15 protein-coding genes are annotated in these 17,044 nt (G+C 64.3%); 4 read left to right on the top strand and 11 right to left on the bottom strand.

Features of this window, described 5'->3' with window-relative positions; translation table 11 throughout:
- Positions 1 to 7 precede the first annotated feature (7 nt).
- A complete protein-coding gene (locus tag NLM27_RS32725; RefSeq protein WP_254147197.1) occupies positions 8 to 229 on the bottom strand; it encodes a hypothetical protein in 222 nt (73 codons plus the stop codon).
- A gap of 98 nt (positions 230 to 327) precedes the next feature.
- Between NLM27_RS32725 and NLM27_RS32730 the strand changes: the two genes are divergently transcribed.
- From NLM27_RS32730 to NLM27_RS32745, 4 genes are all read left to right on the top strand, one after another.
- A complete protein-coding gene (locus tag NLM27_RS32730; protein ID WP_254147198.1) occupies positions 328 to 576 on the top strand; it encodes a hypothetical protein in 249 nt (82 codons plus the stop codon).
- Entirely contained in the window at positions 563 to 1,966 is a 1,404-nt protein-coding gene (locus NLM27_RS32735) for a bifunctional 2-polyprenyl-6-hydroxyphenol methylase/3-demethylubiquinol 3-O-methyltransferase UbiG (protein WP_254147199.1), read from the top strand. The genes NLM27_RS32730 and NLM27_RS32735 overlap by 14 nt, the downstream gene beginning before the upstream one ends.
- A gap of 5 nt (positions 1,967 to 1,971) precedes the next feature.
- On the top strand, positions 1,972 to 3,510 hold the full coding sequence (locus NLM27_RS32740) for a sulfatase-like hydrolase/transferase (RefSeq protein ID WP_254147200.1): 1,539 nt from the start codon (positions 1,972 to 1,974) through the stop codon (positions 3,508 to 3,510).
- A 101-nt stretch (positions 3,511 to 3,611) separates the two neighbouring features.
- Positions 3,612 to 4,202 carry a DUF4337 domain-containing protein gene (locus NLM27_RS32745; protein WP_254147201.1) on the top strand — a complete coding sequence of 197 codons (591 nt, stop codon included), beginning with the start codon at positions 3,612 to 3,614 and terminating at the stop codon, positions 4,200 to 4,202.
- Positions 4,203 to 4,398: 196 nt separating this feature from the next.
- On the opposite strand, the gene NLM27_RS32750 is transcribed toward NLM27_RS32745, so the two are convergent.
- The 10 genes from NLM27_RS32750 to zapE form a co-directional block, all read right to left on the bottom strand.
- On the bottom strand, positions 4,399 to 4,929 hold the full coding sequence (locus NLM27_RS32750) for a hypothetical protein (protein WP_254147202.1): 531 nt from the start codon (positions 4,927 to 4,929) through the stop codon (positions 4,399 to 4,401).
- A 34-nt stretch (positions 4,930 to 4,963) separates the two neighbouring features.
- Positions 4,964 to 6,364, bottom strand: a complete 1,401-nt coding sequence (gene lpdA / locus NLM27_RS32755) for a dihydrolipoyl dehydrogenase (protein ID WP_254147203.1) — start codon at positions 6,362 to 6,364, stop codon at positions 4,964 to 4,966.
- 57 nt (positions 6,365 to 6,421) lie between these two features.
- On the bottom strand, positions 6,422 to 7,183 hold the full coding sequence (locus tag NLM27_RS32760; RefSeq protein ID WP_256570050.1) for an SDR family oxidoreductase: 762 nt from the start codon (positions 7,181 to 7,183) through the stop codon (positions 6,422 to 6,424).
- Between the two features lie 52 nt (positions 7,184 to 7,235).
- The gene (gene odhB / locus NLM27_RS32765; protein WP_254147205.1) at positions 7,236 to 8,471 is read right to left on the bottom strand and encodes a 2-oxoglutarate dehydrogenase complex dihydrolipoyllysine-residue succinyltransferase; all 1,236 of its coding nucleotides are present in this window, start codon (positions 8,469 to 8,471) and stop codon (positions 7,236 to 7,238) included.
- Positions 8,472 to 8,648: 177 nt separating this feature from the next.
- Positions 8,649 to 11,615 carry a 2-oxoglutarate dehydrogenase E1 component gene (locus NLM27_RS32770; protein WP_254147206.1) on the bottom strand — a complete coding sequence of 989 codons (2,967 nt, stop codon included), beginning with the start codon at positions 11,613 to 11,615 and terminating at the stop codon, positions 8,649 to 8,651.
- 137 nt (positions 11,616 to 11,752) lie between these two features.
- The gene (gene sucD, locus NLM27_RS32775; RefSeq protein ID WP_166811271.1) at positions 11,753 to 12,637 is read right to left on the bottom strand and encodes a succinate--CoA ligase subunit alpha; all 885 of its coding nucleotides are present in this window, start codon (positions 12,635 to 12,637) and stop codon (positions 11,753 to 11,755) included.
- A gap of 33 nt (positions 12,638 to 12,670) precedes the next feature.
- Positions 12,671 to 13,150, bottom strand: coding sequence for a DUF1579 family protein (locus tag NLM27_RS32780; RefSeq protein ID WP_254147207.1), 480 nt, complete (start codon positions 13,148 to 13,150; stop codon positions 12,671 to 12,673).
- Positions 13,151 to 13,154: 4 nt separating this feature from the next.
- Positions 13,155 to 14,351 (bottom strand): ADP-forming succinate--CoA ligase subunit beta, encoded by a 1,197-nt coding sequence (gene sucC, locus NLM27_RS32785; protein ID WP_254147208.1) that lies wholly within the window; start codon positions 14,349 to 14,351, stop codon positions 13,155 to 13,157.
- 224 nt (positions 14,352 to 14,575) lie between these two features.
- Positions 14,576 to 15,544, bottom strand: coding sequence for a malate dehydrogenase (gene mdh / locus NLM27_RS32790; RefSeq protein WP_254147209.1), 969 nt, complete (start codon positions 15,542 to 15,544; stop codon positions 14,576 to 14,578).
- Between the two features lie 250 nt (positions 15,545 to 15,794).
- Positions 15,795 to 16,979 carry a cell division protein ZapE gene (gene zapE, locus NLM27_RS32795; protein WP_254147210.1) on the bottom strand — a complete coding sequence of 395 codons (1,185 nt, stop codon included), beginning with the start codon at positions 16,977 to 16,979 and terminating at the stop codon, positions 15,795 to 15,797.
- Positions 16,980 to 17,044 lie beyond the last annotated feature (65 nt).

Below are 17,044 nucleotides of genomic sequence, written 5' to 3' on the forward strand. Positions count from 1 at the left end.
GACAGGACTAGAACAGCCCGCACGCGAAACCATTAATTGGGAACAGCAAGGCGCGCGCCGTCGCCATCGATTGCGCCGTGCGGTCAATCATCGGTAAACCGGATGCAGAAAATTCGCGGGCGCGCGCACGTCGACGAAATTGTTTCCCGGCATTTCCAACCTGGCTTATTTGCGAAATGCAGCGGTGCTGCGATGGCGAAATTCGGGCCACCTGCGCCTTGATGGACAAGATTTAAGGTTACGCGCGCAGATCGAATGCTACAATCTGTCACAGATGGCGGGGCCAGCCCGTTGCGGGCCGGTCGTACCTGTCGTGACGGGGCTTCAATGAAGAAGAAATCTCCTGTGGTCTTCATGACCACGCTGGCGTGTCTCGCCGCGCTCATGCCGACCAGCGCCTATGCCTATCTCGATCCGGGAACGGGCGCTTTCGCGGTGCAGAGCCTGATCGCGGCCGTCGCCGGGGGCTTGATTGCCATCCGTGCCTATGGGCGACGGATCCTGGGAATGTTCTGGCGTTCGAAGGCACCGCCGGAGGACTGGCCCAAGGATACTTCCGGCAATGGCCATTCGTGATCCCGGCTCATTCCGCGATCCCTCCGGCACCATCTTCTCGTCCGGCGACACGATCCTGCGCCCGATCAACGGCGAGGCCGCGCAGAACTTCCTGCGGCTGAAATCGTCCGGCGCCTATGACGATCTGGTCGGCAGGGGATGGATCGTCGGCGCGGAAGAGGCCGATGCGGAATTGCTTGCTGATGTGCCGGCATCGGCGCGAGGCGCATGCACCCTCGTGCATCCAAAACTGCCGTTCGTCTCATATCCCTACGAGTGGCCCTTCGCGCTGCTCAAGCGCGCCGCGCTGTTGCACCTCGACGTCCAGCTGCGCGCACTCGATTTCGGCTTCGCGCTGTCGGATGCGAGCGCCTACAACGTTCAGTTTGCAGGCCACCGCCCCGTCTTCATCGATATCCCGTCCTTCGTTCCCTACCGCGACGGCGACTACTGGACCGGCCAGCGCCAGTTCATCGAGCAATTCGTCAATCCGCTGCTGCTGCGGGCGCTGTTCGGGATTGCGCACAATGCCTGGTACCGCGGCGCGCTCGAGGGCATCGCGAGCCGCGACATCGTCGCACTGCTCGGCCGCCTCAGGCGCTGGCTCGCGCCTGACATCCTGACCAACATCACCCTGCCCGATTTGATGCAGCGACGCGCACGGCACACGTCGGATGCGCCCGCCGGACCGGCGAAGCCGCTGCCCAGGGCCGCGCTGCAACTGCTGTTGCGGCGGCTGCACCGCTGGATCTCGAAGCTGACGCCGAAAGCGATCGCGCCGACGGAATGGCAGCGCTACGAGACCGGCAACGTCTCCTATGCCGGCGACGAGGAGCGCAGGAAGCAGGACTTCGTCGCGGATTTCGCCCGGCGCCACGCACCCGCCTGCGCCTGGGACATCGGCTGCAACACCGGTCGCTACGCCGAGGCGCTGTTGCAAAACGGTGCGCAATCGGTGATCGGCTTCGATGCCGACCTCGATGCGCTGGAGGGCGCGGCAGCGCGCGCTTCAAGCAAAAACCTCGACTTCCTGCCGCTGTTCTTCGATGCAGCCAACCCGAGCCCCGCGCAAGGCTGGGCCGAGGCCGAGCGATCCGGCCTCGCCTCGCGCCGCAACGCTGACGCAATCATCGCGCTTGCGCTGGTGCATCATCTCGCGATCGGCCGCAACGTGCCCCTGCCCTTCGTCGTGGAATGGCTGGTCGGTCACGCACCGCGCGGCGTGATCGAGTTCGTGCCGAAGGCAGATCCGATGGTCCAGCGCATGCTGCGACTGCGGCACGACATCTTTGGCAACTACGACAGCATCCAATTCGAGCAGGCGCTCAGCCGCCACGTCCGCATCGTCGGACGGCTCGAACTCGCAGCGGGCGGCCGCACGCTGTACGAATTCGAACGCGCTGCGGGTTAGCCGGGATGCAGACACGAGACGATCACTGGCTGCTTCTGCGATCGCTGCTGGCGGCCGCGATCCTGTCCACGGTGGCGCTGCTCGATTTCTACGCCGAGAACATGACGGCGCTTGCCGGTCCATCCCGGGTGCTGCACTACGCCGCCGGCACATTGGCGATCACGGCTATGCTGGCCGCCGCACTGAAGATCATGCTGCGGAGAGTTCCACTCTGGCGCATCCTGCTGGCAACCGGATTGATGGTGTTCGTCTTCTGCGCCTACGACATCGACCCGATCCACCGCGAGCTGAAGATCCATCTGGGCCATTTCGCGCCGCTGGTCTGGGTGTCAGCCGCCTTGGGCACCGGCATCGTGGCGCTCGCCACCATCCGCAATCGCGCCGCTGTGTCTATCGCTCTCGCTCTGTCGGCCGCATTCGCGGCGCCTTCGATCGCGCGCATTGCGACATTTGCGACGCGCGGCGAGACCGCACGCGCCGCCAAATCGGACTTGGCCGGGACCCGCGAACGGTTTGCGCGCTCGCCCAACATCTATTGGATCGTGCTCGACGGATATCCACGACAGGACGTGCTCGCCGAGGATTTCAAGTTCGACAACGGAGATTTCATCCGGTCGCTGCGCGGGCTCGACTTCACCGTGCTGGCCAAGAGCCGCTCCAATTTCCCCGCCACCGTCAACTCGATTTCCAGCACCGTGAGTTTCGATTACACCGTCGAGGGCGAAGGCGAGGCGCTTCGGCCGCTGCCGTTGCAGGACATGCGGGCGCGCGTCAGGGGCAAGAACCGCACGGTGGCCCGCCTGACATCGGCGGGCTACACCTATGTGCATTTCGAGAACGGTTACGATTACCTCACCGAATGCGCCCCCGACGAGCCGCGATGCGTGCGCGGCAATGTCGGTCTCGACGAGCTCGATATCGCGATCCTCTCCAACACGCCGATCGTCGACCTGATGGTGCAGCACCGTCAATCGACGCCGTTCGCGTGGGGCGGCGTCGATGATCTCAGCGCGAAACTGAACGCCATCCGTGCGATGCCGTCGCCATTCTTCCTCTATGCGCATGTGCTGGCGCCGCATCCACCGATCCGCTTCCGGTCGGATTGCAGTTTTCGTCCTGCCGATCCGGATCTCCAGCTCTGGAGCCCGGAGGCGCGGCCGGCGTTTGTCGAGCAGCTGACTTGCGTCAATTCACAGACGCTGGCGCTGCTGCATGACATCACGAGAACCGATCCGGACGCGCTGATCCTGCTCCAGTCGGATCACGGCACGGCCTTTCGCGGCCAATTCCAGAAGCCGCCGACCGCATGGACCGAGGAGGATCTGCACGAACGATTCGGTGCCCTCGACGCGATGCGGCTGCCCCGCTCCTGTCGTGCGATGGCGGCTGACGACCTGACGCTGATCGACACGTTTCCCCTGGTGCTCTCCTGCCTCTCCGGCGCGGAGTTCAAGCCGCATCATCCACGATTTTTCGTAACGCCGTATGACAACAGCGCGGATTTCGGCCGCGCCATCGAATATCCGGCGGAGCGCGTGAGATAGTCCGCGCGCAGCGTGCGCCCAATGCCGGCGGACGCGGCTTGGTGCTTGCGTCGGGCCGGACATTCGGTCAATCGTAGCGCGCGACAGCCAAGAGGGGAATCATGAGCGCACATGAAAGCATGGAGCATGCCGAGCACGCCGAACACGCGTCCGGCTCGAACAAGAAGATCGCGCTCCTGATTGCCGTCCTGGCGCTGTTCCTGGCGATCTCGGAGACACTCGGGAAGGGCGCCCAGACCGAATCGATCAGCAAGAACGTCGAGGCCGCCAATCTCTGGGCATTCTTCCAGGCCAAGAGCATCCGCCGCACCGTGGTGATCACTGCTGCCGAGCAGGGCAAGCTGACGCTGGGTGGTACGACCGACGACGCCATGAAGGCGGCGGTGCAGAAGCAGGTCGACGACTGGACCAAGACCGCGCAGCGCTACCGCTCAGAGCCCGAGACCGGCGAAGGCACCGAGCAGCTCGCGGAGAAGGCCAAGCACGCCGAGCACGCTCGCGACGAGGCGACCGCGAAATACCACCACTTCGAACTGGCTTCGGCCGCGTTCCAGATCGGCATCGTGCTGGCGTCGGCCACCATCATCACCGGCATGATCGCGCTCGCCTATGTCGGCGGCGCGCTGACCATCGCCGGCCTCCTCATGACCGCGCTCGGCCTGTGGTGGCCGCATCTGCTGCATTTGCATTGAGGCATTGAGACGGCCTACTCCGCCGTCGTCCCGGCGAATGCCGGAAGCCATACCGCGTGATCCATCGATTGCGGTCGGCAGCAGTACCGAACTACGGGTCTTCGCCAAACTTCTCCCTGGGGTTATGGGTCCCGGCGTTCGCCGGGACGACACTGGAGAATTGGCGAAAGCTCGGGCTCAACAACCGAGAGCGCACTCACCGCGCTTCGTGCACGCTCTTGCGAAAGCGCTGGATCAAACGCAGCGTACGTGACGACCACCCCTCGCCGTCGCCGGCGATCAGCTCGCGGATGCGACGCTTGATCGGGTCCACTAGCTCCGCGGCCTTGGCGCGCACCTTCAGCACCAGATCATAGATCCGCTCGAACCAGTGCATCTCCAGAAGCTTGGCGCGCGTCACGTCGAACACGAAGGCGGTGACGCCGACGCCAAGCAGTTTCGCGAACACGATCGTGAAGACGGCGCTGGCCCAGTATTCGTGCGCGAGCAGCCAAAGGCCAACCAGCTTGAGCGGAAACAGCGGGATGATCGGGACCGCGAACACGATCAGCGTCATGGCCGGCGACAGCGCATCGACGCGCTCCGTGAGCCATTGCTTGAAGCGCGCGAGCGGGATGGCCGCGACGACCTTGGCTACGATCGGCTCGAGATGGTCCCACAGCCAGGCTTCGATCAGGAAGACGATCGCCAGCAGGACCCAGACCGGTTGAAGAAGGCGGCGCAGCATGTGTTTCCCGCCCGATTTGGAGCTGGGCACGTGCCTACATATGGATGGCTCGCTTGCCGACTGCAAGCGCGGCTTCCTTGATGGCCTCCGAGCGGGTCGGATGCGCGTGGCAGGTGCGCGCAAGATCTTCCGCACTACCGCCAAATTCCATGAGAACACAGGCTTCATGGATCATTTCGCCGGCTTCGCGGCCGATAATGTGCACGCCGAGCACGCGATCGGTCTTCGCATCTGCGAGAATCTTCACAAAGCCATCCGTGGTCTGGTTGACCTTGGAACGGCCATTGGCGGTGAACGGAAACTTTCCGACCGTATAAGCCACGCCCGCCTGCTTGAGTTCCTCCTCGGCCTTGCCGACGGAGGACACTTCCGGCGTGGTATACACGACGCCTGGGATAACGTCGTAGTTCACATGACCGGCTTGCCCTGCGATGATCTCGGCGACCGCAACGCCCTCATCCTCGGCCTTGTGCGCGAGCATCGGGCCTGCGACGACGTCGCCGATGGCATAGACGCCCTTCAGGCTGGTGGCGAAATGCGGATCGATCTGCACCCGGCCGCGATTGTCGAGCGCAACGCCGGCTTCCTTCAGGCCCAGCCCTTCGGTGTACGGCACGCGGCCGATGCAGACGAGCACGACGTCGGCCTCGATGGTCTCGGCCGCGCCACCCGCAGCCGGTTCGATTTTCGCAAGCAACGCCTTGCCGTTCGCTTCGACGCCGGTGACCTTCGAACCAAGCTTGAACGCAAATCCCTGCTTTTCGAGGATGCGCTGGAACTGCTTCGCGATCTCGCCGTCCATGCCGGGCAGGATGCGATCGAGGAACTCGACGACCATGACCTCGGACCCGAGTCTGCGCCACACCGAGCCGAGCTCAAGCCCGATCACGCCGGCGCCGATGACCAGCAATCTGCCAGGCACCTTCTCCAGCGACAGCGCGCCGGTCGAGGAGACGATGCGCTTCTCGTCGATCTCGATGCCCTTGAGACGCGCGATGTCCGAGCCGGTGGCGATGACGATGTTCTTGGTCTCGACCACCTGCGACTTGCCGTCGGCGGAGACCTCGACCTTGCCGGCGCCCAAGATCTTGCCGGCGCCCTTGAGCACGTCGATCTTGTTCTTCTTCATCAGGAACTCGACGCCCTTGACGTTGCCGTCGATGCCCTGCTGCTTGAAGTTCATCATCGAGGGCAAATCGAGCTTCGGCGCGGAAACGCTCACGCCCATTTTCGCGAAGGAATGCCCGGCTTCCTCGAACATTTCGGAGGCGTGCAGCAGCGCCTTCGACGGCATGCAGCCGACATTGAGGCAGGTGCCGCCGAGGGTTGCGTTCTTTTCGACCACGGCGACTTTCATGCCGAGCTGGCTGGCGCGCACCGCGCAGACGTAACCGCCCGGTCCGGTGCCGATGACGACGAGATCGTAGGTAGCCATGAGAGGAAGTCCCGTAGGTTTAGCGTGATGAGGATGTGTCAGCGTCCGCGCGGCGCGTCAGCGTCCGCCGGACACATCGAGAATGGCTGAGGTGACGTAGGAGGCCTCGTCCGAGATCAGCCAGACGATGGCGTTGGCGATTTCGTCTGCGGTGCCGACGCGCTTCATCGGCACCATATGGGCCAGACGATGGGCGCGGTCGGGCTCGCCGCCGGCGGCGTGGATTTCGGTATCGATCAGGCCGGGGCGGATTGCGGCGACGCGAATGCCTTCGCTTGCGACCTCATGGCCGAGCCCGACGGTGAAGGAGTCGATCGCGCCCTTGGACGCCGCATAATCGACATAGGTATTGGGTGAGCCGAGCTTGGCCGCGACCGACGACAGGTTGACGATGACGCCGCCCTTGCCGCCGTGCTTGGTCGACATCCGCTTCACCGCCTCGCGCGCGCAGAGAATGGAGCCGGTGACGTTCACCGCCATCACGCGCTGGATGCGCTCGGCGGACATCTCGTCGACGCGCACGCCGCTCTTGCCGACGATGCCGCCGTTGTTGACGAGCGCGCCCAACGTGCCGAACTTGTCCGCTTCCTTGAACAATTCGAGAATGTCGCTTTCCTCGGCGACGTCGCATTTCACTGCGATGGCCTTGCCATTGCTGGCCTCGATCTGCGCGACGACCTCGTCGGCGGCTGTCTTGTTGCTGGCGTAACCGACGACGACACGGAAGCCGCGCGCGGCCGCCGCAATCGCGGTCGCACGTCCAATGCCGCGGCTGCCGCCGGTGATGACAACGACTTTATCCGTCACGCGCGCCTCCATGGTTCGACATCCGCCGTCGCGAATGACGACGGCGCTCGCAGAGCATCAGGGATCAGAGATCGAGCACCAGCCGCGCCGGATCTTCCAGGCTTTCCTTGACGCGGACCAGGAAGGTGACGGCTTCCTTGCCGTCGATGACGCGGTGATCGTAGGACAGCGCCAGATACATCATCGGGCGGACCTCGATCTTGCCGCCGACGACCATCGGCCGCTCCTGGATCTTGTGCATGCCGAGGATGCCGGACTGCGGCGCGTTCAGGATCGGGGTCGACATCAGCGAGCCGTAGATGCCGCCATTGGTGATGGTGAAGGTGCCGCCCTGCATCTCGTCGATCTTGAGCTGGCCGTCACGGGCGCGGCGGCCGAAATCGGCGATGCTCTTCTCGATGTCGGAGATCGACTTGTGGTCGCAGTCGCGGACGACGGGCACGACGAGGCCCTTGTCGGTGCCGACGGCGACGCCGACGTGATAATAGTTCTTGTAGATCAGGTCGGTGCCGTCGATCTCGGCGTTGACCGCCGGGATGTCCTTCAGCGCCTGCACGACGGCCTTGGTGAAGAAGCCCATGAAGCCGAGCTTGGCGCCGTGCTTCTTCTCGAACGCATCCTTGTAGTGGGCGCGCAGGGCCATGACGTTGGTCATGTCGACCTCGTTGAAGGTCGTGAGCATGGCGGCGGTGTTCTGCACGTCCTTGAGACGGCGCGCGATGGTCTGGCGCAGCCGGGTCATCTTGACGCGCTCTTCGCGCGCGGCGTCATCGGCCGGCGACGGCGCGCGGACCTGCACGGCGGCGGCGGGCTGGTTGACTGGGGTCGGCGCTGAAGCGGCGCGCTCGATCGCGGCGAGCATGTCGCCCTTGGTGACGCGGCCGTCCTTGCCCGAGCCCGGAACGGTGGAGGCGTCGACGCCGGTCTCGGCCGAGAGTTTTCGCACGGACGGCGCGAGTGGGGCGTCGGCCGGCGGCGCCTTCGGCGCGCTCGGAGCGGGTGCAGCAGCGGCGGCGGCAGGAGCGGCAGCCTTGGCCGGCGCCGCGGCGGGCTTCGCAGCGCCGGCTCCGTCGGTGATCTGGCCGAGCAGCGCGCCTACGGCGACGGTCGCGCCATCGGCGGCGACGATCTCGCTCAGCGTACCCGCCGAGGGCGCGGGGACTTCGATGGTGACCTTGTCGGTCTCGAGCTCCACCAAGGGCTCGTCGACGGCGACGGCCTCGCCAGCCTTCTTGAACCAGCGGCCGATGGTGGCCTCGGTGACGGATTCGCCGAGCGTCGGCACACGAATTTCAGTCATGGTCTTTGTCCTCAGGGATCGCCGGTGCGGTCATAAGTGCGGATGCCATCGCCTGCGAAAAGCAAGCCATCCAGCAAGCCGGACGTTCGTACTCTGCACGGACGTCAAGGCTACTGGATGCCCCGCCCTTGTGCGCAATTGCGCACTGGGAGCGGGGCATGACGCAGTTCAGAAAGTTCAGCTCAGTGCTTCGTCCAGGAACGCCTTCAGCTGAGCCTGATGCTTGGACATCAGACCCGTGGCGGTCGCAGCCGAGGCGGCGCGGCCGACATAACGCGGACGCCGGCTCACGCCGTTCACCTGATTGAGCACCCATTCCAGATAGGGCTCGATGAAGTGCCAGGCGCCCATGTTGCGGGGCTCTTCCTGACACCACACCACTTCAGCCTTCTTGAAGCGCGACAGCTCGGCCACCAGCGCCTTCAGCGGCACCGGATAGAGCTGCTCGACACGCATCAGATAGATGTCGTCGATGCCGCGCTTCTCGCGCTCCTCGTAGAGGTCGTAATAGACCTTGCCGGAGCAGAGCACGATGCGGCGCATCTTCTCGTCGGGGACGAGCTTGACCGCCTCGTTCGGCAGCATCTGGGCGTCATCATAGAGGATGCGGTGGAAGGTCGTTCCCTTCGCGAGTTCCTCGAGACGCGATACCGCCCGCTTGTGGCGCAGCAGCGATTTCGGCGTCATCAAGATCAGCGGCTTGCGGATCTCGCGGTGGAGCTGGCGCCGCAGCGCGTGGAAGTAGTTCGCCGGCGTGGTCGGATAGACCACCTGCATGTTGTCTTCCGCGCACATCTGCAGATAACGCTCCAGACGCGCCGAGGAGTGCTCCGGTCCCTGGCCCTCATAGCCGTGCGGCAAGAGGCAGACGAGACCAGACATGCGCAGCCATTTGCGCTCGCCCGAGGAAATGAACTGGTCGAACACGACCTGCGCGCCGTTGGCGAAGTCGCCGAACTGGGCTTCCCACAGCGTCAGCGTGTTCGGCTCGGCGAGCGAATAGCCGTATTCGAACCCGAGCACGGCCTCTTCCGACAGCAGCGAGTTGATGACCTCGTAATGGCCCTGCTCGTTGCCGAGATGGTTGAACGGCGTGTAGCGGCTCTCGTCTTCCTGGTCGATCAGGACCGAGTGGCGCTGCGAGAACGTGCCGCGCTCCGAATCCTGCCCGGACAGGCGGACGTGATGGTTTTCCTGGAGCAGCGTGCAGAAAGCCAGCGCCTCGCCGGTTGCCCAGTCGATGCCGTTGCCACTGTCGATCGCCTTGGAGCGGTTTTCCAGGAAGCGCTGGATGGTGCGGTGGACGCGGAAGCCGTCAGGCACCTTGGTGATCTTGCGGCCGATGTCCTTCAGCGCGGCGATGTCGACGCCGGTAACGCCGCGGCGCGCATCCTCTTCCTGGTCGGCGATCTTGAAGCCCGCCCACTTGCCGTCGAGCCAGTCGGCCTTGTTCGGCTTGTAGGAGGTGCCGGCCTCGAATTCGGCATCAAGCCGCGCGCGCCAGTCGGCCTTGGCCTTGTCGACCTCGCCCTCGGTCATCACGCCTTCGCTGATGAGGCGGCGGGCGTAAAGCTCCAGCGTCGACGGATGCGCCGCGATCCGCTTGTACATCACCGGCTGGGTGAAGGCCGGCTCGTCGCCCTCGTTATGGCCATGCCTGCGGTAGCAGAACATGTCGATGACGACGGGCTTGTGGAATTTCTGCCGGAATTCGGTCGCGACCTTGGCCGCGAACACGACCGCTTCCGGATCGTCGCCATTCACATGGAAGATCGGCGCGTCGATCATCTTCGCCACATCAGAGGGATAGGGCGAGGAGCGCGAGTAACGCGGATAGGTGGTGAAGCCGATCTGGTTGTTGACGATGAAGTGCACGGAGCCGCCGGTGCGGTAGCCCTTCAGGTCCGACAGACCGAAGCACTCCGCGACGACGCCCTGGCCCGCGAATGCCGCGTCGCCATGCATCAGCAGCGGCATGACGGAGATACGCATGTCCGGGGGATCGCCGTGCTGGTCCTGCTTGGCGCGGACCTTGCCGAGCACGACGGGATCGACGATCTCGAGATGCGAGGGGTTCGCGGTCAGCGACAGATGGATGCGGTTGCCGTCGAACTCACGGTCCGAGGACGCGCCAAGGTGATACTTGACGTCGCCCGAGCCTTCGACCGCGTCGGGGTTGGCCGAGCCACCCTTGAACTCGTGGAACAGCGCGCGATGCGCCTTGCCCATCACCTGGGTCAGCACGTTGAGGCGGCCGCGATGCGGCATGCCCAGCACGACCTCCTTCACGCCGAGATTGCCGCCGCGCTTGATGATCTGCTCCAGCGCGGGGATCAGCGATTCACCGCCGTCGAGACCGAAGCGCTTCGTGCCGGTGAACTTGGTGTCGCAGAACTTCTCGAAGCCTTCGGCCTCGACCAGCTTCATCAGGATGGCTCTGCGGCCTTCGCGGGTGAACGAGATCTCCTTGTCCGGACCCTCGATGCGCTCCTGGATCCAGGCCTTCTGCGCGGCATTGCTGATATGCATGAACTCGACGCCGAGCGTCTGGCAGTAGGTACGCTCGCAGATCGCGGTGATCTCGCGCAGCGTGCCGTATTCGAGGCCGAGCACGTGATCGAGGAAGATCTTTCGGTCGAAATCGGCCTCGCTGAAGCCGTAGCTGCGGGGGTCGAGCTCTTCGCGGTTGCGCGGCGCTTCGATGCCGAGCGGATCGAGCTTGGCGTGGAAGTGACCGCGCATCCGGTAGGAGCGGATCAGCATCAGGGCGCGGACGGAGTCGCGCGTTGCCTGGAGCACGTCGGCGGAGGAGATATCGGCGCCCTTGCCGCCCTTGGGCTGCGCCCTGGCGGCGATCTTGGCACCGACCGCCTTCTCGACTTCGGCCCAATTGCCGTCGAGGGCGGAGATCAGATCGTCCTGCGGGGTCAACGGCCAGTTGGCGCGCTCCCAGGACGGGCCCTCGGCGTTCTTGCTGATGTCAGAGGGCTGGTCGTTCAGGCTCTTGAAGAACTCCTGCCACTCGGCGTCGACCGAGGACGGGTCCTTCTCGTAGCGGGCGTAGATTTCGTCGATGTAGGTGGCGTTGGTGCCCTGCAAAAAGGAGGAGAGGGCAAAGGCTGCGTTCGCGTCCTGGCGAGACATACTTGAGTTCCTGGCGATTTCGGTTCGCGCATAACAAACGGCGCTGGCGTCGGGCTCCCCGGCAGAGGCCCGGCGCGACAGGCACCATTTATCCTATTTGCTACGAAACTTCGCCCGGAAAAGCACGAAGAAGTGAATTAGCCCTTCAATTTTTCGGCAAGCGTATGCCCGAGGCGCGCCGGCGACGGAGAGACCGTGATTCCGGCCGATTTCATCGCTTCGGTCTTGGAACCAGCGTCGCCCTTGCCGCCCGAGATGATTGCGCCAGCATGACCCATCCGGCGGCCGGGAGGTGCGGTGACACCGGCGATGAAGCCCACCATCGGCTTCTTGCGGCCGCGCTTGGCCTCGTCCTTGAGGAACTGGGCGGCGTCCTCCTCGGCGGAACCGCCGATCTCGCCGATCATGATGATCGATTCCGTCTTGGGGTCGGCGAGCAGCATTTCGAGCACGTCGATGAACTCGGTTCCCTTGACCGGGTCGCCACCGATGCCGACCGCGGTGGTCTGGCCGAGGCCTTCCTGGGAGGTCTGGAACACGGCTTCGTAAGTGAGCGTTCCGGAGCGGGAGACGATGCCGACGCTGCCGGTCTTGAAGATGTTGGCGGGCATGATGCCGATCTTGCACTCGCCGGCGGTCATGACGCCCGGGCAGTTCGGCCCGATCAGACGCGACTTGGAGCCGATCAGCGAGCGCTTCACGCGCACCATGTCGACCACAGGAATGCCCTCGGTGATGCAGACGATCAGCGGGATCTCGGCGTCGATGGCTTCGCAGATCGCGTCCGCCGCGCCCGGCGGCGGCACGTAGATCACCGAGGCATCGGCCCCGGTCTTCTCACGCGCATCGCGCACGGTGTCGAACACCGGCAGGCCCAGATGCGTCGAGCCGCCTTTGCCCGGCGAGGTGCCGCCGACCATCTTGGTGCCATAGGCCATCGCGGCTTCGGAGTGGAAGGTGCCGTTCTTGCCGGTAAAGCCCTGGCAGATGACCTTGGTGTTCTTGTCGATCAGGATGGACATGAGGTCTGCTTTCGCGAACTAACGAGTGAGGGGTCAGTGGATGCGGCGATAGACGCCGGTGAGAACGTCGGCCCAGCCTTCCGCGTCCGGCGAGAACTGGACCTTCAACGAGTAGGAATCGTCGTCGATGATCTCGTAGACGTGGCGTGCATTGCCGCGGAGCGAGCCGCGCACCAGGGTCAGGGTCTTGCCAACCCACCCGCCGGAGGCGGGCGCGGGCGGCGTGTAGCCGAGCGAGTCGTACCAGAACAGCTTGTAGGTCCGGTCGTCGCGGTCGTAGGTGAAGATGCCGTGGGTGGCGAAGATCTGCTTGCCGTCGCGCATCTGGACCGAGTCCTGGATCAGGTAGAACCCGTTGAGGTCCATGCGCGCGACGACGTGAGAGGTCGCCGGTCCGCCCTCCGTCCAGCGTGACGGAAAGACCACTTCTTCGCCATTCCATTCGCCGGCGAACGCGGCGAGACGCGCATGCTCTGCAAGTGGGGATGATGCGGCGAGATGGTCTTGGGCCATGGCGTTAGCCTCCCTTGACGGCCTTCACGATCTTCTGCGCGGCGTCGTCGAGATTGTCCGCCGGCACCACGTTCAGGCCGGATTCACGGATGATCTTCTTGCCGAGCTCGACATTGGTGCCTTCGAGACGAACCACCAGCGGCACGGTGAGGCCGACTTGCCGCACGGCGGCGGTGACGCCCTCGGCGATCACGTCGCACTTCATGATACCACCGAAGATGTTGACCAGGATGCCCTTTACGTTCGGGTCCGCGGTGATGATCTTGAAGGCGGCCGCAACCTTCTCGACGCTGGCGCTGCCGCCGACATCGAGGAAGTTCGCCGGCGCCATGCCGTAGAGCTTGATGATGTCCATCGTCGCCATGGCAAGTCCGGCGCCGTTGACCATGCAGCCGATGTTGCCGTCGAGGGTGACGTAGTTGAGGTCGTACTTCGACGCCTCGATTTCCTTGGCGTCTTCCTCGGTCTCGTCGCGCAGCGCGAGCACCTCGGGATGACGGAACAGCGCGTTGTCGTCGAACGAGACCTTGGCGTCGAGCACGCGGAGCTGGCCCTGCTTGGTCACGACCAGCGGGTTGATCTCCAGCATCGACATGTCCTTGGCGACGAAGGCGGCATAGAGCTGCGCGGTGAGCTTCTCGGCCTGCTTGGCGAGATCGCCGGAGAGCTTGAGCGCATTCGCAACGGTGCGGCCGTGATGGCCCATGATGCCGGTGGCGGGATCGACCGAGAAAGTCACGATCTTCTCGGGCGTGTTGTGCGCGACGTCCTCGATGTTGACGCCGCCTTCGGTCGAGACGACGAAGGAGACGCGCGAGGTCTCGCGGTCGACCAGGATCGAGAGATAGAACTCCTTGTCGATGTCGGAGCCGTCCTCGATGTAGAGGCGGTTGACCTGCTTGCCGGCGGGGCCGGTCTGCACGGTCACGAGGGTCGCGCCGAGCATCTGCTTGGCGAATTCGGAGACCTCCGCGGCCGACTTGGCGATGCGGACGCCGCCCTTGTCGCCGGCGGAAGCTTCCTTGAACTTGCCCTTGCCGCGGCCGCCGGCATGGATCTGGCTCTTCACCACCCAGACCGGGCCCGGCAGCGCCTTGGCGGCAGCTTCCGCGTCTGTGGGCTTCAGGACGGGCACGCCCTTGGAGATCGCAACGCCGAACTCGCTGAGCAGCGCTTTGGCCTGATATTCATGGATATTCATATGGTCGCTCCCTGAACCCGCGGGCGGTGACCTCAACGGCCCACCTCTGTCTTGTGGCTGGCATACCATATACCACAGGAACTGCAACCCGGATTCTTTGACTTCGGTCTCTGGACTGTCGAACCCGGGAAGCCTGCCGAGCCCTCAACAAGTGCTGCGGCCGGGCCCCGGAAATGAAACCGCCGAAGACCGGTTTTCGGGCTTCGGCGGGGATTTGCTCGCGCTTAGCGGCCGAGAAGATCGGGTGCGATCTTCTTGCAGGCGTCGACCAGACCCTTCACGGCACCGACCGACTTGTCGAAGGCCTCGCGATCCTTGCCCGCGAGTTCGATCTCGACGACGCGCTCGACGCCCTTGGAGCCGATCACGACGGGAACGCCGACATACATGTCTTTCACGCTGTACTCGCCATTGAGATAGGCGGCGCAGGGCAGCACGCGCTTCTTGTCACGCAGATAGCTCTCGGCCATCGCGATCGCGGACGCCGCCGGCGCGTAGAAGGCCGAGCCGGTCTTGAGCAGGTTGACGATCTCGGCGCCGCCATTGCGGGTGCGGTCGACGATCTCGTCGAGGCGCGCCTGCGAGGTCCAGCCCATCTTGACGAGGTCGGGCAGCGGGATGCCGGCGACGGTGGAGTACTTCACCAACGGCACCATGGTGTCGCCATGGCCGCCGAGCACGAAGGCGGTGACGTCCTCGACCGAGACGTTGAACTCGTCGGCCAGGAAGTAGCGGAAGCGCGCCGAATCCAGCACACCGGCCATGCCGACGACCTTCTTATGCGGCAGGCCCGAGGCCTTCTGCAGCGCCCACACCATCGCGTCGAGCGGGTTGGTGATGCAGATGACGAATGCGTCGGGCGCGTACTTCTTGATGCCGGCACCGACCTGCTCCATGACCTTGAGGTTGATGGAGAGGAGGTCGTCGCGGCTCATGCCGGGCTTGCGCGGCACGCCCGCGGTGACGATGCAGACTTTGGCGTTGTCGAGCGCTTCGTAGGAGTTGGCGCCGCTGTAGTGCGCATCGAAGCCGTCGACCGGCGAGGACTGCGCGATGTCGAGCGCCTTGCCCTGCGGCACGCCCTCGGCGATGTCGAACATCACGACGTCGCCCAGTTCTTTCAGGCCGATGAGGTGAGCCAGCGTTCCGCCGATCTGACCGGAGCCAATCAAAGCAATCTTGTCGCGCGCCATGTGAACCTGTCCTTTAGACACGTAAGGAGGGAAAACTGAGACGGGTGGTTATCCCTTTCGCCTCCCCCGTTCAAGTCGGTGGATGCCCAATTGTCGGGCTTGCCGAGTATTCAAGCGCATCCCTGTCATTCCGGGATGCGCCGACAGGCGAAGGCCCAGAATCCATCGGGCGGCAGAGTTGGTGGCGCGATGGATTGCGGGCTCGCGACTTAAGTCGCGCCCCGGAAATGACAGCGCTGGCAAATAGGACTTAAGTCTCTACCAGGCCCTTGGTGGAGCCGCTGGCGGTGGAATCCTTGCGGCCGTGGGGCAGCGCCAGATAGGATTTTGAGCTCATCTCGATCAGGCGCGAGGCGGTCCGCTTGAACTCGTTGGCCTCGTTGCCTTCATGGGCGAGGTAGAGCGAGATCGGGTTGGCATCGGCCGAAGCCATCAGCTTCACCGCATTGTCATAGAGCGTGTCGATCAGCGTGATGAAGCGCTTGGCGGCATTGCGCTGGGACAAGTCCATCACTGGAATATGGTCGACCAGGATGGTGTGATAGTCGTGTGCGAGCCTGAGGTAGTCCGATGCCGCGAGCGGCTTCTCGCAGAGATCGGCGAAGGAAAAGCGCGCGACGCCATGGGCCGAGCACGGCACGTGCAGGATGCGCCCCTTGATCGAAATATCGCGCGGCTTGCATTTGGCGCCGCCCGACATCTTGGACCAGGCGCGGTCGAGCGCGGCATCCGCATCGACGTCTGCCGGCGTCAGCCACATCGGCACGCCCTGAAGCTTCTCGAGCCGAAAGTCGGTGCGCGCATCGAGCCGCGCGACGTCCATGTGGTCGGTGATCTGCTTGATGAAGGGCAGGAACAGCGACCGGTTCAGACCGCCCTTGTAGAGATCGTCGGGCGCGACGTTGGAGGTCGCGACCACCACCGTACCGAGCTCGAACAGTTTCGCGAACAGGCGTCCGAGGATCATCGCATCCGCAATGTCGGTGACGTGGAATTCGTCGAAGCAGAGCAGCCAGCTCTCCTCGAAGATCGCGTTCGCGGTCAGCGCGATGACGTCGCCATCGGCGATCTCGCCGCGCGAAATGCTCTGCCGATAGTCGTAGATGCGCTCATGCGCCTCCGCCATGAATTCGTGGAAATGCGCGCGCCGCTTGTGCTCGACGGAAGAGTGCTGGAAGAACAGATCCATCAGCATGGTCTTGCCGCGGCCGACCTCGCCATGGATGTAGAGCCCGCGCGGCGCCTCGTCCTTGTCGCTGCTGAACAGGCGGCTGAGCAGGCCCTGCTTGCGCTGCGGCTTGTAGTCGGCGAGCCGCTGGTCGAGCGCCGCATAGGCCTCGGCGACCTCGGCCTGCGCGGCATCGGGCTCGATCGCGCCTGAGGCGATCTGGGCCTGATAGGCTTCGCGGAACGTGGAACTGGGGGTCGAGAGCATGGCCCTTTACGGCCAGAGACTGGCGGAAATTGCAAGCCGTGAATTGATGCGAGAGGCATGCGCTG

Origin of the sequence: Bradyrhizobium sp. CCGB12 (assembly GCF_024199845.1) — a bacterium.
GTDB lineage: Bacteria > Pseudomonadota > Alphaproteobacteria > Rhizobiales > Xanthobacteraceae > Bradyrhizobium.

What these genes read in the sequence shown, in the direction of transcription:
- NLM27_RS32730 (WP_254147198.1), top strand. Translation starts at nt 328, where the DNA reads ATGAAGAAGAAATCTCCTGTGGTCTTCATGACCACGCTGGCGTGTCTC.
- NLM27_RS32735 (WP_254147199.1), top strand. Translation starts at nt 563, where the DNA reads ATGGCCATTCGTGATCCCGGCTCATTCCGCGATCCCTCCGGCACCATC.
- NLM27_RS32740 (WP_254147200.1), top strand. Translation starts at nt 1,972, where the DNA reads ATGCAGACACGAGACGATCACTGGCTGCTTCTGCGATCGCTGCTGGCG.
- NLM27_RS32745 (WP_254147201.1), top strand. Translation starts at nt 3,612, where the DNA reads ATGAGCGCACATGAAAGCATGGAGCATGCCGAGCACGCCGAACACGCG.
- NLM27_RS32750 (WP_254147202.1), bottom strand. Translation starts at nt 4,929, where the DNA reads ATGCTGCGCCGCCTTCTTCAACCGGTCTGGGTCCTGCTGGCGATCGTC.
- lpdA (WP_254147203.1), bottom strand. Translation starts at nt 6,364, where the DNA reads ATGGCTACCTACGATCTCGTCGTCATCGGCACCGGACCGGGCGGTTAC.
- NLM27_RS32760 (WP_256570050.1), bottom strand. Translation starts at nt 7,183, where the DNA reads ATGGAGGCGCGCGTGACGGATAAAGTCGTTGTCATCACCGGCGGCAGC.
- odhB (WP_254147205.1), bottom strand. Translation starts at nt 8,471, where the DNA reads ATGACTGAAATTCGTGTGCCGACGCTCGGCGAATCCGTCACCGAGGCC.
- NLM27_RS32770 (WP_254147206.1), bottom strand. Translation starts at nt 11,615, where the DNA reads ATGTCTCGCCAGGACGCGAACGCAGCCTTTGCCCTCTCCTCCTTTTTG.
- sucD (WP_166811271.1), bottom strand. Translation starts at nt 12,637, where the DNA reads ATGTCCATCCTGATCGACAAGAACACCAAGGTCATCTGCCAGGGCTTT.
- NLM27_RS32780 (WP_254147207.1), bottom strand. Translation starts at nt 13,150, where the DNA reads ATGGCCCAAGACCATCTCGCCGCATCATCCCCACTTGCAGAGCATGCG.
- sucC (WP_254147208.1), bottom strand. Translation starts at nt 14,351, where the DNA reads ATGAATATCCATGAATATCAGGCCAAAGCGCTGCTCAGCGAGTTCGGC.
- mdh (WP_254147209.1), bottom strand. Translation starts at nt 15,544, where the DNA reads ATGGCGCGCGACAAGATTGCTTTGATTGGCTCCGGTCAGATCGGCGGA.
- zapE (WP_254147210.1), bottom strand. Translation starts at nt 16,979, where the DNA reads ATGCTCTCGACCCCCAGTTCCACGTTCCGCGAAGCCTATCAGGCCCAG.